The organism is Sneathiella sp., assembly GCF_002694385.1.
Classification (GTDB): Bacteria; Pseudomonadota; Alphaproteobacteria; order Sneathiellales; family Sneathiellaceae; genus Sneathiella.
In genome coordinates this window covers 18,178-33,038 of the sequence record NZ_NZMB01000018.1, presented here as the reverse complement: position 1 = coordinate 33,038, position 14,861 = coordinate 18,178, and the positions used below count along the sequence as shown (strand labels likewise).

The 14,861-nt window shown below is 60.3% G+C and carries 11 protein-coding genes; 6 read left to right on the top strand and 5 right to left on the bottom strand.

Features of this window, described 5'->3' with window-relative positions; all coding sequences use genetic code 11:
• Positions 1-23: 23 nt before the first annotated feature.
• Positions 24-3,002, bottom strand: a complete 2,979-nt coding sequence (locus CMN55_RS12170) for a bifunctional [glutamine synthetase] adenylyltransferase/[glutamine synthetase]-adenylyl-L-tyrosine phosphorylase (protein WP_293950081.1) — start codon at positions 3,000-3,002, stop codon at positions 24-26.
• A gap of 100 nt (positions 3,003-3,102) precedes the next feature.
• On the opposite strand from CMN55_RS12170, the gene CMN55_RS12165 reads away from it, so the two are divergent.
• Entirely contained in the window at positions 3,103-6,318 is a 3,216-nt protein-coding gene (locus tag CMN55_RS12165) for a YhdP family protein (RefSeq protein WP_293950080.1), read from the top strand.
• 17 nt (positions 6,319-6,335) lie between these two features.
• Here CMN55_RS12165 and tyrS read toward each other — a convergent pair whose 3' ends face one another.
• Entirely contained in the window at positions 6,336-7,589 is a 1,254-nt protein-coding gene (tyrS, locus tag CMN55_RS12160) for a tyrosine--tRNA ligase (RefSeq protein WP_293950079.1), read from the bottom strand.
• Positions 7,590-7,671: 82 nt separating this feature from the next.
• Between tyrS and CMN55_RS12155 the strand changes: the two genes are divergently transcribed.
• On the top strand, positions 7,672-8,811 hold the full coding sequence (locus tag CMN55_RS12155) for an anhydro-N-acetylmuramic acid kinase (RefSeq protein ID WP_293950078.1): 1,140 nt from the start codon (positions 7,672-7,674) through the stop codon (positions 8,809-8,811).
• Here CMN55_RS12155 and CMN55_RS12150 read toward each other — a convergent pair whose 3' ends face one another.
• A complete protein-coding gene (locus CMN55_RS12150) occupies positions 8,812-9,465 on the bottom strand; it encodes an alpha/beta hydrolase (protein ID WP_293950077.1) in 654 nt (217 codons plus the stop codon).
• A 212-nt stretch (positions 9,466-9,677) separates the two neighbouring features.
• Between CMN55_RS12150 and epsC the strand changes: the two genes are divergently transcribed.
• The 4 genes from epsC to tenA are packed head-to-tail and all read left to right on the top strand — an operon-like array spanning position 9,678 to position 12,659.
• A complete protein-coding gene (gene epsC / locus CMN55_RS12145; protein WP_293950076.1) occupies positions 9,678-10,442 on the top strand; it encodes a serine O-acetyltransferase EpsC in 765 nt (254 codons plus the stop codon).
• Between the two features lie 32 nt (positions 10,443-10,474).
• Complete coding sequence (locus tag CMN55_RS12140) at positions 10,475-11,617, top strand: cysteine desulfurase family protein (protein WP_293950075.1); 1,143 nt, start codon at positions 10,475-10,477, stop codon at positions 11,615-11,617.
• Between the two features lie 38 nt (positions 11,618-11,655).
• Positions 11,656-11,985 carry a ferredoxin family 2Fe-2S iron-sulfur cluster binding protein gene (locus CMN55_RS12135; protein WP_293950074.1) on the top strand — a complete coding sequence of 110 codons (330 nt, stop codon included), beginning with the start codon at positions 11,656-11,658 and terminating at the stop codon, positions 11,983-11,985.
• Positions 11,985-12,659 carry a thiaminase II gene (gene tenA / locus CMN55_RS12130; protein WP_293950073.1) on the top strand — a complete coding sequence of 225 codons (675 nt, stop codon included), beginning with the start codon at positions 11,985-11,987 and terminating at the stop codon, positions 12,657-12,659. The genes CMN55_RS12135 and tenA overlap by 1 nt, the downstream gene beginning before the upstream one ends.
• A 17-nt stretch (positions 12,660-12,676) precedes the next feature.
• Here tenA and CMN55_RS12125 read toward each other — a convergent pair whose 3' ends face one another.
• Positions 12,677-13,483, bottom strand: a complete 807-nt coding sequence (locus tag CMN55_RS12125; RefSeq protein WP_293950072.1) for a phosphodiesterase — start codon at positions 13,481-13,483, stop codon at positions 12,677-12,679.
• Entirely contained in the window at positions 13,477-14,835 is a 1,359-nt protein-coding gene (locus CMN55_RS12120; protein ID WP_293950071.1) for an FAD-dependent oxidoreductase, read from the bottom strand. Before CMN55_RS12120 ends, CMN55_RS12125 begins: the two co-directional genes overlap by 7 nt.
• Between the last annotated feature and the right edge of the window lie 26 nt (positions 14,836-14,861).

The window sequence follows — 14,861 nt, the reverse complement described above, 5'->3', positions numbered from 1 at the left end:
TTCTCCCTTTCCTATGAATGGCGTCAGTCAGCGCCGAGGTGTTTTTTCAGCAGGGTGTCGATATCGCCCTGCGCATCCTTTAGTTTTTTAGCAAGCGCGGCAAAATTTTCAACCTTTCCCGCGGCGGCGAGAGCATCCTGCAGGGCCGGGGGGATGGTTTCGTCAATGCGGGCGCTGCCGAGGCTGAGTTGCTGCAAACCGCTGATATTGAGGTAGAGGGCGAGAATATCACAGATGCGGTCGGCCTCCTCCGCAGGCAGGATACCTTCCTCTTTCATCACCAGCAGGCTGTCCATGGAATTGGGCAGGAGGATGGCGGGATGCGCTGGCCCGTGTTTCAGCCGCAGATACTGGCAGAGGAATTCCAGATCCATCAGGCCGCCGATGGCATGCTTGATGACGAAGGGATTGTCGGAGCCATGCTCTTTCAGCACCCGGCGGCGCATGTCCAGCGTATCGGTGCGGATTTTCTTGTCATCGCGCGGGGTCTCGTTAATCTCGCGAAGGGCGTCTGCTGTCTGCTTCATCAGCGCGGCATCCCCGGCAACGACGCGGGCGCGGGTGAGGGCAAGATGCTCCCATGTCCAGGCCTCCTCCTGATAATATCTGCGGATGCTGTCCAGCGGCAGGGCGATGGGTCCGGACTTGCCATGCGGGCGCAGGCGCATGTCCACCTCGTAAAGCTGGCCCTCCCCGGTATGCACGCTCAAGGCATTGATGACGCGCTGGCAAAGGCGGGTGAAGAACAGCCCGGCCGCGATCGGCTTCGCGCCGTCCGTGGTCATATCCGGCTCCGGCGTTGTAAAGGTAAACATCAGATCGGCATCGGAGGCCGGCGTCATCTGGCGGCTGCCGAGCTTGCCAAGGGCGATGATGGCGAACTCCGCCCCCGGCACCTTGCCATGGGTCTTTTCCAGCTCCGCCCGCACGCGCGGGAACAGGCTTTGCAGCACCACCTCCGCCACATCGGAAAAGCCGGGCCCGGCGGCGACGGTGGCGCCTTGGCTGCTGCCATGGTCGATATTGTTGAGGATATGCACCCCGAGGCGGAATTTGCGGTCATTGGCCCAGCGACGGGTGTAATCGAGGATATCCTGAAAATCCCGCGCGGTGCCGAGGATCAGGTCAAGATCCTCCCGCAATTCATCGGCGGGGGGCAGGGCGGCGAGAAAATCCGCATCCAGCACGCCATCCAGCAGCATCGGATTTTGCGCCAGCCGTTCGGCCAGGTCCGGCGCGGTGCCCATGATCTTCGCCAGCAGGGTAAGCAGGCTCGGATGCGCCTTGAACAGCGAGAAAAGCTGCACCCCGGCGGGGAGTTTCTGAAGGAACACATCGAAGCGGGTGAAGGCGCTGTCGGGATTGGCGGTGCCGCCGAGTGCCTCCAGTATCTGCGGCATCAGGGCGGTCAGGATCTGTTGCGCCCGCACGGTCCGGGTACAGCGGTAGCGTCCGTGATGCCATTCCCGCACCTTTTGCGAGACGGCCGCCGCATCCTCAAACCCGAGTTCGGTGATCGACTTCAGCGTTTCCGGATCATCCTCCGCGCCGGTGAAGACAAGGCGGCCCGCCTTGCGATCAGGGGTTCCCTCAAAGCGGAAGAGGGCATCGTAATGCCCCTGCACGCATTCCAGCCGCTGCCGCAGGCTGGCGCGAAACGCGTCCGTATCGTCATAGCCGAAAAAGATGCCAAGATGGCGGAACCCCTCCTTATCTTCGGGCAGGAGCTGGGTCTGCTCGTCATGCAGCATTTGCAGGCGATGCTCCAGCGCCCTCAGATAGACGTAGGCATCGGCCAGTTCCTTTTCGACGGTTGCTGAAATCTTGCCCGCCTCGCACAGTTCGCTGAGGGTTCCAAGGGTGGTGGGCTCACGCAAGTTTGGATTACGCCCTCCTTCGATCAACTGCTGGGTCTGGCAGAAAAATTCCACCTCCCGGATGCCGCCGCGGCCGATCTTGATATTGTGCCCCTCCAATGAGATTTTCGCGAACCCCTTGTGCGTATGGATTTGCGACTTGATTGCCTGAATATCTTCGATGGCGGCGAAATCCATGGATTTGCGCCAGATAAAGGGGGTCAGGAAAGTGGTGAAATCCTCTCCCGCAGCCATGTCTCCGGCGATGGGACGGGCCTTGATCATGGCCGCACGTTCCCAGTTCTGACCCTGGCTTTCGTAATAGACATGGGCCGCCGCCACGGAGAGTGCGATTGGGGTTGCGCCGGGATCGGGCCGGAGGCGCAAATCGGTGCGGAAGACATAGCCGTCGCGCGTGCGCTCCTGCATCATGGCGACCAGATTGCGGGCGAGACGGACGAAGAAATCCCCCATGCTGCGCCGCCCGGTATACTCGACTTTTTCCCCGTCAAACAGGATGATCAGGTCAATGTCGGAGGAATAGTTGAGTTCCTTCGCGCCGAGTTTGCCCATGCCGATAACGATGAGGCCGCTGTCGCGGGTCGGGTCTTCGGGGTGGGGCAGGGTAATCTCCCCCTTTTCGGCGGCGGTGTGCAGCAGATGGCGGCAGCAAATCTCCACCGCCGTTCCGGCAAAATCCGACAGCACGGCGGTAATCTGCATCAACGGCCAGTGCTGCCCCATATCGCAAAGTGCGGTCAGCAACGCAATGCGCCGCTTGGCGATGCGGAGCGCCGCCATGACAGCCTCTTTCTCCGCCGGGAGCGGCGTCGCGTCGTCCAGCTCCCGATAGATCCAGCGCAGCGCCGCACCGGCCCCCTCTTCCAGCAGATGACGGAGGAGGTGCGGTTCCGCATTCAGGCAGAGGGAAAGATAGGGGCTGTTGCCGAAAACCCCGGCGAGAGGGCGGAGCCCTACATCGGATGCCTCAAGACGATCAGCGAAAGCCTTGAGCGCGGGGTCCCCCTCTGTCGCTTCCCGCCATCCTTCAAGACCGATGTCGAGCAGGTCCGGATCAGCGGCGGATGGGAAGGCGGCGGCAAAATCGGAGAGGGAATTAATTTTATCGTCGGTAATATCCTGCATTCCTTATCCGGGTTGCATGGTTTACATTGAAATCCCAATTATCGGGACACAGTTACTTAATACAAGACTTAGTTAAAAGCGAATATTTCAATTGGTTAGAGTGATCAGAGCAACCTCCGGGCTTGTCTTCCGCATTCTTATGGGGGCCGTTGTCCTGTTGTTTCTTGCGGGGCTTGTGTTGGCGGCGGCGCTGGCGCGCGGGCCGGTTTCGCTATCCTTTCTGGAACCCTATGTGGTTCAGCTCGTCAACAGCCAGTATCCCGATCTGAATGTCGATTTTCGCAATCTGGAACTGGAATGGAACGGCCGCGACAAGAATCTGATGGTCGCCATTGATGATCTCGATATCCGGGAAAACAACAATCGCGTCGCCTCGATCCCCGATGTTAATCTGGTGTTCAGCGGAGCGGCGATGCTGCGCGGGCGGATCGCCCCGGCGGAGCTTGAATTTACAGGTCTGCGCCTCCGCCTGACCCGCGCCGCTGACGGTCATGTGGAGTTGGGGTATGAAAACCGGCTGTTGCCCGCCGGTGCCGCGCCAGAGGGGGCGGAAGATGCAGGGGAGGCGGCGGAAAATGCGGATGCGGAAGCGGTGCGCGACGGATATCTCGCCATCCTGGCCGAGCTTAGTCACGCGCCGGAGCCGGACAGTATCACCGGTTATCTGACCCGACTGGAAATCTACGATTCCGCGCTGTTTATCGAGGATGAAATCCTCGGCAGCTTCTGGCGCATGACGGGTGCGGATCTGTTTCTTTGGCGAAAAGACAATGGCCTTGGCGGGCAGGCCAGCGGAACGCTGAAAGTCGGGCAGGAGAATGTCAGCCTTGTTCTGTTCGGCGATTATGACCGTGACCGCAAGGCTACCTCATTGAACGGACAGTTCGCCGATCTCCCCCTGCCGCTGGTAGGGGAGCAGGCCCCGGAATTGGAACGCCTCAAGGGTCTCGGCCTTACCGTTTCGGGCCATGTGACGACGGAACTAGATGCGGAGTTTAAACTTGATCGCCTTGGCTTCGATGTTTCGACAGGGGCGGGCCTCGCCGACTGGCCGGATCTTTATCGCGAGCCGCTGCCCATCGACAGCCTGACGGCGACGGGGGAGGTGACCGGCGATTTCAGTGCCGTGACGCTGCATCGCGTCGTGGCTGAGGCGCTGGGCGCGACAGTGGAAATGGCCGGGCGCATCGATCTGGCGGAAGAGGGACCCGGCCTAGCGCTGAACGGCCATCTGAAGGACCTTGCCGTCAATGATCTCGGCCGCTTCTGGCCCTATTCCATGGCCAGTAACGGCTATGACTGGGTGACGGAAAATATCCGTGGCGGCACGGTACCGACCGGGGAATTCACCATCAACCTGCCGCCCGGCGCATTGGGAAGTGACGAGATTCCCGTCGGCGCTGTCGATCTCGGTTTTGAATTGCGCGGGACAAGCGCCGATTATTACGCGCCGCTGCCGAAGGTAACGGACATCGACGGGCGCGCGGTGCTGACCGAGCGGGGCATCACCATCACCGGTCTTACGGGCAAGCTTGGCGATCTCGATGTCACCTCCGAGAAGGTGGTGATCTCCGATTTCGACAAATATGATCAGCTGGCCGATATCCGCATCCGCGTAAAGGGGTCGAGCCGGGATATCTTCACCTTTCTTGATCTGGAACCTCTCGGCCTTGCCTCCCCCTATGGCATTCAACCTGCCGCCATGACCGGGACGGGCACGGTGGAGGCGGGATTCAAATTCCCCCTGCGTTTTGATCTGACGCTGGAAAAAGTCATCTATGACGCGGAGGGAGACTTCACGAATGCCACCATTCCGGCCGTTGCGGAAGATATTGACCTGACGGGCGGCGATATGCGGGTCACTGTGGATCCGAAAGGTGTGCAGGTGGCCGGAACGGGCCTGCTCAATGGCGTTCCGGCGGATATCAGGGCGGAAAGCTGGTTCAGCGGGGCGAAGGAAGGGCACCGCCACTATGAGCTGCATTCCCGGATCGGTGATGCGGCGCGGGCGGCGCTCGGTATGGACAGCCCCTATCTGACGGGCAATATGACGGCGGATGTGGTGCTGGAAACCGTGCCTGACGGCAGCGCCAGCGGTCGCGTCGCTCTCGATTTGACCGAGACGGCGATGCAGGTGGCGGATCTGCACTGGCAAAAGGACGCGGGCGAGGCGGGGCGGATGACGGCGGATATCCGCGAAACCGCCGATGCGGTGACTACGCTGTCGAATATCTCCGTTCAGGCGGGGGATCTTTCGGCGGTCGGAACGGCGACGCTGAAAGACGGCTTGCTGTCACGCCTCACGGTGCCGGAGCTGCGCTATGGCCGTAATGATATGAGCGTTGATTTCACCCAGGTGAAGAAGGATGACATCATCCTTGTCCTGCGCGGGGAGCAGTTTGATCTGACCCCCTTCATCAAGGCGAACCATAATCTGCAGCCGGATGGCACTGATGACAGCGCGGCGACCGAGGCAACCAGCCCGAAACCGGCGGTCGATCTGGATATCGAAGTCGCGCGGGCGCTGATGGATGAGGGGGTGACGCTTGAAAATGTCACCGCCCGCATGGATATGGAAGGGATGCTGATCCGGGATGGAACGGCCAAGGCGCAGTTCGCGGGGCAGAAATCCTTCAATTTTTCCATTAAACCCGGCGGGAAAGGACGGCGGCTCAGCTTTGTCTCCGACGATGCGGGATCGCTGTTTCGCGGGCTCGATCTTTATGATGACCTGCGCGACGGGGCGCTCACTGTTACCGCCGATATCGATGATACACAAGAGAGCCGCCCGGCCAGGGGAACCATCAATATTGACAATGTGCGGCTGGTCAATGCGCCAACGCTCGGTAAAATTCTCACGCTCGGCTCCCTCACCGGGATCGTTGAGCTGCTGCAGGGGGACGGCATCACTTTTGCCAAGGTGGAAGGGCCGTTCACTTATGAAAATGGCGTCTTCACGACCAAGGATTTCCGCGCCGTCGGTTCCATCGGGATCACCTTTACCGGCAGCGTCGATCAGCCGGCTGACAAGATTGACGCCTTCGGCACCGTTATTCCGTCCTATACGCTGAATTCAATTCTTGGGAATATACCTATCCTCGGCACGCTGCTCGTCGGCCGTCAGGGGGAGGGGATCTTCGGCTTCTCCTACAAGGTGACGGGCGGGCTGGAAGATCCGCAGAGCAGCGTCAATGCCGTCTCGGCGCTGGCGCCGGGCATTCTGCGGCGGATGTTTTTTGAGCCCTGGGACGCAGATGCGGATATCCAGCCGCCGTCAACAGCGCGGCCGGGCGGCGGGCCAAACCCGCAGCCGTAATGGCCGGGCCGGAACCCTTAGACCGGCTGGATCAGATAGTGCCGTTTCTTGCCCGCCGACAGCTTGATGCGTCCGTCATCGGCCAGATCATTGAGGCTGAGAACGGCTTTTTCATCGTCGATTTTCGTATCATTGAGCTTCGCGCCACCGCCTTTGATCAGCTTGCGCGCTTCGGAGTTTGAGGCGGCAAGTCCGGCGCGCTGGAACAGCGTGGCGGCGGGAATGCCGGCTTCAAGTTCGGCTTTCGGAATTTCCAGCGTCGGCAGCCCTTCCGCCGTCTGGCCCATCTCGAAGGTCTGGCGGGCGGTTTCGGCGGCGGCCGCGGCGGCAGCCTTGCCGTGGGCCATCTCGGTGCAGGCATCGGCGAGGATCTTCTTCGCCTCGTTCAGCTCCGCCCCGTCGAGTTTTTCAAGCCGGGCAATCTCGTCCATCGGAATTTCGGTAAACAGCCGCAGGAACTTGCCGACATCCGCATCCTCGGTATTGCGCCAGAACTGCCAGTAGTCATAGGCCGACAGCATATCCTCATTGAGCCAGACCGCGCCGCCCGCCGTCTTGCCCATTTTCGCGCCCGACGCGGTGGTGAGCAGCGGGGAAGTCAGGCCGAACAGCGAGAAACCGTTCGTCCGGCGGCCGAGCTCCACCCCGTTGACAATATTGCCCCACTGATCGGACCCGCCGAGTTGCAATGTGCAGTTATACTTCTTCTTCAGTTCCACAAAATCATAGGCTTGCAGGATCATGTAGTTAAACTCGAGGAAGGTCATGGATTCCTCGCGCTCCAGCCGGAGCTTCACGCTGTCGAAGGAGAGCATCCGGTTGATCGAGAAATGCGGGCCGTAGTCGCGCAGGAACTGGATGTATTTGATGTCATCCAGCCAGTCGGCGTTATTGACCATGATCGCGTCCGTCGGGCCGTCGCCGAAGGTGAGGAATTTTTCGAACACCTTCTTGATGCCGTCCATATTTTCCTGGATGACCGCATCGGTGATCAGCGGGCGGCTCTCGTCGCGCCCCGTAGGATCGCCGACTTTCGTCGTCCCGCCGCCCATCAGCACGATCGGCTTGTGCCCCGCCTGTTGCAGGCGGCGCAGGATCATGATCTGCATAAGACTGCCCGCATGCAGGCTTTTCGCCGTGCAGTCGAAGCCGATATAGGCGGTCACGATCCCCTCAGCAAAAGCTTTATCCAGCGCGTCTATATCTGTACATTGGTGCAGGTAGCCGCGTTCGGTGAAGACTTGCAGGAAATCGGATTTAAGATCGGTCATGGGACGTATTCTGTTCTAAATGAGGTTAGGAGCGCCATCGTTTAGCACATTTGGCCAGCAGATTAAAAGTGCGGGATAGCATATGACGTCAATTAAGCAAAAAGCCGGAGAAAATAAACCGCTCCGTGCCCTCGGGCTGATGAGCGGCACGTCGCTCGACGGGATCGACGCGGCGATCATCGAAACCGATGGGAAGCGTATTTTGGCCCATGGGCCCGTGCGCTCCGCCCCCTATGATCCCGCATTTCGGGAGCGGTTGCGGGCCGTCCTTGGCAGACGGGAGGCACCCGCCGCGCTTATTGCCGATTTCACCAAGGTGCAGGCCGGCTTCGTGAATGATTTTCTGGCGGAAAATGGGGTTGCTGCCGCCGATATCGATATCATCGGTTTTCATGGTCAGACGATTTTCCACGATCCCGCCAATCGCCTGACGGTGCAGATTGGCGATGGTGCGCTGATGGCGGAACTCACTGGTATTGATACGGTCGCAGAATTCCGCCAGAGGGATGTCGCGGCAGGGGGGGAAGGGGCGCCCTTCGCCCCGCTTTATCACCGGGCGCTGGCGAAATCGCTTGATGGGCCGCTGGCCGTGCTCAATCTCGGCGGGGTTGGCAATGTCACCTATATTCAGGGGGAGACGGTGCTGGCTTTCGATACCGGCCCGGCGAACGCGCTCATGGATGACTGGGTCCTGCGTCATACCGGCGCGCCCTTCGATGACGGGGGGCGGATCGCGGCGCGCGGTGCCGTCAATGCGGCGGCGCTCGCCAAGCTGCTCGATCACCCCTATTTCGACCTTGCGCCACCCAAGAGCCTTGATCGGGACCAGTTCCCGGTAAAAGCGGTGATTGAGGGCCTTGGCCTGGAGGACGGGGCGGCAACGCTGCTGGCCTTCACGGTGGCCAGTATTCGCCGCGCACTTCCTCATCTGCCCGCCGCGCCGGTCCGCTGGCTGGTGACCGGGGGCGGGCGGAAAAATGCCTTTCTGATGCAGGAGATTGCGGCGGCAACAGGCGTCCCCGTCGCCCCGGTGGAGGCGGTCGGCTGGCGCGGCGATGATCTGGAGGCGGAGGCCTTCGCTTTTCTTGCCGTGCGCTCCTTTTTCGGGTTGCCTCTCAGCCTGCCGACGACGACAGGCGTGCCGGAGCCGATGCCGGGCGGCGTGCTGTATTCCGCCAGGACCGACGCCCCGCGGCGCAGCGGGACAGGCGGGCAGGGCTAATCAGACGTCCATCTCTTCACTGAGCCGCTTGTCGAGATAGGCATCGACGGAGCTCATCAGCAGATCGTGGCTGTTTTCAAAGAAATGGTCGGCATTTTCGATTTCATCATAATCGATAGTGATGCCCTTCTGGGCTTTCAGCTTCTCGACCAGCTTCTTGATATCCTTGCGCGGGACCAAAACATCATGATCACCATGAATGATGATGCCGGATGAAGGGCAGGGCGCAAGGAAGGAAAAATCATACATGTTGGCAGGGGGCGCAACGGAAATGAAGCCGGCGATCTCCGGCCGCCGCATCAGAAGCTGCATGGCGATCCAGGCGCCGAAGGAAAAGCCGCCGACCCAGACGGAGGGGGCGTTGGGGTTATGGGTCTGCATCCAGTCGAGCGCCGCGGCGGCATCCGACAGCTCGCCGATGCCCTGGTCATAGTCGCCCTGGCTGCGGCCAACGCCGCGGAAGTTGAAGCGCAGCACCGAAAAGCCGCGTTTCTTGAAGGTGGTAAAAAGGTTATAGACCACCTTGTTGTTCATCGTGCCGCCATATTGCGGATGCGGGTGCAGGATCAGGGCAAGCGAGGCATTGGGGTCGTCGGAATGGTGATATCGTCCTTCAAGACGTCCTTCGGGTCCGTTAAAAATGATGTCAGGCATTTGTTTTCTTGTTCCTAAGCTGCGTCGGTCGGGTGGGGAAATTCATCAAAATCAGGCTCATTTTGGCATCGGCAAAAGGCAGAGGGCGGCGGCATACCGCGCTTCGGCTTCTTGACGGTGCCCCGGATAAACATATATCAGTGTCCAATGGGCGCTTTGAACCTCGGGTGAATTCCGCTACAAGAGCGGCACAATACAGAAAGTAAGGGTAAATGTTCAAGCATATTAGCGAAGAAATTACCTGCGTGATGGAGCGGGACCCCGCCGCACGAAGCCGACTTGAAGTCGCTCTCCTCTATCAGGGCTTCCATGCCGTCATTCTGCACCGCGCGGCCCACTGGCTGTGGCAGCGCAAATGGCGTCTGCTGGCGCGGCTTCTCTCACAGCTTGGCCGCTTCCTCACCGGCATCGAAATTCATCCCGGCGCGGTAATCGGTCGCAAGTTCTTCATTGACCATGGCATGGGTGTCGTCATAGGGGAAACCGCCGAAATCGGGGATAATGTGACGCTCTATCATGATGTGACGCTGGGCGGGGTTGCGCCGTCCATCGATTCGGACAAGCAGCGCGGCGTGAAGCGGCATCCCACGCTGCAGGATAATGTGATCATCGCCTCCGGCGCGCAGATCATCGGCCCCATCACCGTTGGCAAATGCGCCCGTGTCGGCGCCAATTCCGTCGTGCTGAAGGATGTGCCGGAGGGAACCACCGTGGTGGGTATTCCGGCGCGCGCGGTGAATGGCAGCCGCCCGGCAACGCCGGATGCGAGATTCGCCGCCTATGGCGTTGGCAATCACGATCTGCCCGACCCGGTCTTCAAGGTGATGGACGGATTGCTTGACAAGGTGCAGTCGCTGTCCATGCGGGTGGAGGAGCTGGAGAATGAGCGCCGCGTCGCCACGGACAGCCCGATCAGGCTGCCGTCATCGAAAAAACCAGCCGCTCCGCACTCGGACAAGACGAAGCCGGAGCAATAAGTCCGCACGATAAAAGAGGTTCCAGGGCCCGCATGACAGATCCTGTCTATCTTGATTTCAATGCGACAGCGCCGGTCCGGCCCGAGGTGATCGACGCCATGACGGCTATGATGGCGGCAGGCGGCAATCCGTCCTCCGTCCATCGGGCGGGCCGCAACGCCCGCGCCCGGGTGGAGGAGGCGAGAGCCCGGATTGCGGCCCTTGCCGGTTGCAAGGCGGCGGAAATCATTTTCACCTCCGGCGGGACTGAGGCGAATAATTTCGCCCTTGCCGCCTTTCAGGGCCGGCCACTTCTTATTTCTACAATCGAACATGATTCCGTTCTTGGTCCCGCCGCGGACAGGGGAATGCGGCTGCCCGTCACCGCTGACGGCCTGCTTGATCTTGGCGCGCTGCAATCGGCGCTGGATGACCTTGAAACGCCGCCATTGGTCTCTGTCATGCTCGCCAATAACGAAACCGGGGTGATCCAGCCGATTGCCGATATTGCCGCGATCATTCATGAAAAAGGCGGCATTCTGCATGTGGACGCCATTCAGGCGGCGGGCAAGATCGCCGTTGATTTCCGAGCGCTCGGCGCGGATATGATGTCTCTTTCCGCCCATAAGTTTGGCGGGCCGCAAGGGGTGGGGGCACTGGTCGTTCGCGACGGGCTGCCCATTCCGCCGCTTCTCAAGGGCGGCGGGCAGGAGCTGGGCCGCCGCGCGGGCACGGAAAATGTCGCGGGGATCGTCGGTATGGGCGTCGCGGCCATGCGCGCCCTTCAGGAGCTTGATGGTTATCAGCGGGTGGCGGCGATGCGCGATGCGATGGAGATGCGCTTGCGGGCGATTTCTCCCACCAGCCGGATTTATGGCAGCAGCGCGCCGCGCCTTCCCAACACCTGCTGTATCGATATGCCGGGCGTGGCGTCGGAGTTGCAGGTGATGAGCCTCGATCTGGATGGGATCGCCGTGAGTGCGGGCTCCGCCTGTTCATCGGGCAAGGTGAAGGCGAGCCATGTGCTGACCGCCATGGGTGTGCCGCTGGATCTGGCGGGCGCGGCCCTGCGTATCAGCCTTGGCTGGAGCACGACAGAGACGGATATAGAGCGCTGCCTCAAAAGCTGGGAGGCGCTTTTCCGTCGCAAATCATCCGCATCTGCCATCTGGACAGGGGCGTCCGAAAAGGTTTAACTGAAGCAGAGTATTTTTGATCAGGAGCGCACTATTTCATGCCGAAAATGACCTTTATCAAACCCGATGGCAGCCGACAGCAGGTCGAGGCGCCGCTTGGCATGACAATCCTGGAAATTGCGCATCAGAATAACATTGATCTGGAAGGCGCCTGCGAAGGGTCTCTCGCCTGTTCCACCTGCCATATCATCGTTTCGGAGGAGGATTTCGAACGCCTGCCCGAAGCGACGGAGGATGAGGAGGATATGCTCGATCTCGCCTGGGGGCTGACGCGCACCTCGCGTCTTGGCTGCCAGATTGAAATGACGGAGGAACTGGACGATCTCGTCGTCTCCCTGCCGGCCGGATCGAACAATATGATGGTATAATGCCAGTGTCGCTGTTCGACAGGCTGAAGGCGGATAATGCGGATATATGGGACGCCTACACCCGCCATGACTTTCTTGTCGGCCTGCAAAAGGGAACCCTGCCTGAAGCCGCTTTTCAGTTTTACCTGAAACAGGATTATCTCTTCCTCATCCAGTTCGCGCGGGCCTATGCGCTGGCCATTTACAAGGCGGGCAACCTCGCCGAAATGCGCTCCGCACTCGCCGGGGTGAAGGCCATCCTCGATATGGAGATGGATTTGCACATAGCTTATTGCGCGGACTGGGGGATAGCTGCGCGGGAGCTGGAGACGCTCGAAGAAGCGCCGGAGACCGTCGCCTATACCCGCTTTGTGCTGGAGCGCGGCATGGCGGGGGACCTGCTGGATCTGATGGTCGCGCTCAGCCCTTGTGCTATTGGGTATGGAGAGATTGGCGCGCGCCTTGCCGCCGATCGCGAGACGAAGACCACCGGTAACCCCTACCAAAGCTGGATCGGGATGTATGCAGGGAATGAGTATCAGCAGCTTGTCGTTGATATGACCGCGGATATCGATCGCATCGCCGCCAAACGGCTGACGGAGGCGCGCTTTCCTGATCTTTCCCGCACCTTCGCCACCGCCACCCGGCTGGAGGCCGATTTCTGGCAGATGGGGCTGAATGCCGCGAAGGGGTAGGGCGGCGTCGCCCGCCGCTATTTCACCCCGTCCTTCAATGTCCAGGCGATATCATAGTCCTTCACATAGTCGGTATGGGTGAGGAAACCCGCCTCCTCCGTCCAGTAATGCAGCAGATATTCCGGTGGCTCGAACACGGTGCCGAGCTCGCCCTTTTCGCCCAGATGCAGCATGATCTGGTGCGAGGTGGAAGGGCAGGTCTGCACCAGCGTACCGCCCGCCAGTTTCTGGATGGCGCGGTGCACATGGCCGCACAGCACCCGCTCCACATTGTCATGGCGGGCGATAATGTCGTTGAAGGCCTCCCGGTCGAGGAGGCCCATGCCATCCATCTTGGCGAGGCCGGTGAGGAAGGGCGGGTGATGCATGAAAATGACGGCGCGCCGCGTCGGCTCGCTGGCGAGTTGCTGGTCTAGCCAGTCAAGCTGCGCCTCCCCGAGGAAACCTTCCGGCTTGCCATGCAGATTGGTGTCGAGACAGATGATCTTGAGCGGCCAGCCGTCCACCACATAATTGAGATCGCCGGACGGCGGCAGATAGTCGTGGTCGGGAAACACCTCGCGCAGCAGGGCGCAGTTATCATGATTGCCCGGCAGCAGATAGACCGGCATCTCGAACCCGGCGATAAGATCGCGGAGGATATCATACTCCTCCCGCTTGCCCGAATTGATGAGATCGCCGGTCAGGAACACAAGGTCGGGCCGGTTCAGGCTCGTGTTCACATGGCGGATTGCCTCACGCAGCCGATCAGCCGGTTGATAGAGCTTGGTGAAGTCTTCCTCCGGCGTTGCTATGTGGCAATCGCTGAGCTGCGCAATCAGCATGTTTTTTCCTGTTTCTGTACTTTATCTTTTACCAGCGACAGCATGTCCCGGGTGCGGACGAATTTCCGCCGCGGAGATTTTTCCCCGGCCCGCGCCACCTCGGCCGCATCGATCTTCTTCCAGTCGTCAAAGGACACCACGTCGATCCCATGCGCCCGGCACCAGGAGTCAAGCCCTTCGGGGCCTGGTTTGGCCGCATCGCCGCCGGTTGCAAAATCACTCAGGAGACGGTCCACCACCTCCTGGCTGTCGAGACGGTTGGTGCCGATGGTGCCGCTCGGTCCGCGCTTGGCCCAGCCGACCACATAAAGCCCTTCGGCGACGCGCCCTTCATCATTTTTCACAATGCCCTTTTCCACCGGCAGCCCTTCAAGGATGCCCATTTCGTAGCCGATGCAGGAGACAAGAAGCTGGCAGGGGATTTCATAGGTCTCCCCCGTGCCGACGGCTTTGCCGCCTTCCATACGGTTGCGTTCAAAGCGCACGCCGCTGATATGTCCATCGCCCAGAATTTCCACCGGGCTCGCCAGAAAATCGAGATGGATGGAGCGACCGTCAATGCCGGGGCGGATATGTTCGAAGCTGCGCAGAAGATCGAGGTTGGTATTGACGACACGCTCCTGCTTCTTGTCCTCCGAGACATATTCATCGGGCAGGATACTTTTGTCCGTATAGGGGGTGGCGGTGACAAGTTCGGCGAATTCGCTGAGCTCCTTGGAGGAGAATTGCGCATTTTCCGGCGCGCGTCGGCCGACCACATGCACGCATTTCAGCGGGCTTTTAAAGATTTCCTGCGCCGCATGATCGGCAAGGTCGGAGGTCAGCATTTCCCCCTCCGTCCGCATCAGGATGCGCGCCACATCAAGGGCGACATTGCCATTGCCGATGACCACCGCCGTGTCGATATCAAGATCGGGCACGGCGTCGCGAAATTCCGGATGGCCGTTATACCAGTAGACGAAGGTCTGGGCGCCGAAGACGCCGCTTTTATCTTCGCCGGGGATGTTCAGGCTGCGATCCTTCGGTGTGCCGGTAGCGATGATCACCACATCATAAAGGCGGCGCAGCTCGGTCAGCGGGATATCACTGCCGAGGCTGATATTACCGACGAAGCGCACATTGGCGTTTTCCATCACCTTGTCATAGGCGCGGGTGACATTCTTTGTGGTCTGGTGATCGGGCGCGACCCCGGCGCGGACGAGGCCATAAGGCGTCGCCAGCTTGTCGATGATATCTATCCGGCTGTCCGGACTTTTCTTGACGATATCGCCCGCCGCATACATTCCCGCCGGGCCGGAGCCGACGATACAGATTTTCAACCCTGCTGACATATTCCCCAAGCCCTCGTCCATTGTTGATCTTGCACTGTGGCCTGCCT

Coding starts and splice junctions, on each gene's coding strand:
- CMN55_RS12170 (WP_293950081.1), bottom strand. CDS start 3,002: ATGCAGGATATTACCGACGATAAAATTAATTCCCTCTCCGATTTTGCC.
- tyrS (WP_293950079.1), bottom strand. CDS start 7,589: ATGACCGATCTTAAATCCGATTTCCTGCAAGTCTTCACCGAACGCGGC.
- CMN55_RS12155 (WP_293950078.1), top strand. CDS start 7,672: ATGACGTCAATTAAGCAAAAAGCCGGAGAAAATAAACCGCTCCGTGCC.
- CMN55_RS12150 (WP_293950077.1), bottom strand. CDS start 9,465: ATGCCTGACATCATTTTTAACGGACCCGAAGGACGTCTTGAAGGACGA.
- epsC (WP_293950076.1), top strand. CDS start 9,678: ATGTTCAAGCATATTAGCGAAGAAATTACCTGCGTGATGGAGCGGGAC.
- CMN55_RS12140 (WP_293950075.1), top strand. CDS start 10,475: ATGACAGATCCTGTCTATCTTGATTTCAATGCGACAGCGCCGGTCCGG.
- CMN55_RS12135 (WP_293950074.1), top strand. CDS start 11,656: ATGCCGAAAATGACCTTTATCAAACCCGATGGCAGCCGACAGCAGGTC.
- tenA (WP_293950073.1), top strand. CDS start 11,985: ATGCCAGTGTCGCTGTTCGACAGGCTGAAGGCGGATAATGCGGATATA.
- CMN55_RS12125 (WP_293950072.1), bottom strand. CDS start 13,483: ATGCTGATTGCGCAGCTCAGCGATTGCCACATAGCAACGCCGGAGGAA.
- CMN55_RS12120 (WP_293950071.1), bottom strand. CDS start 14,835: ATGGACGAGGGCTTGGGGAATATGTCAGCAGGGTTGAAAATCTGTATC.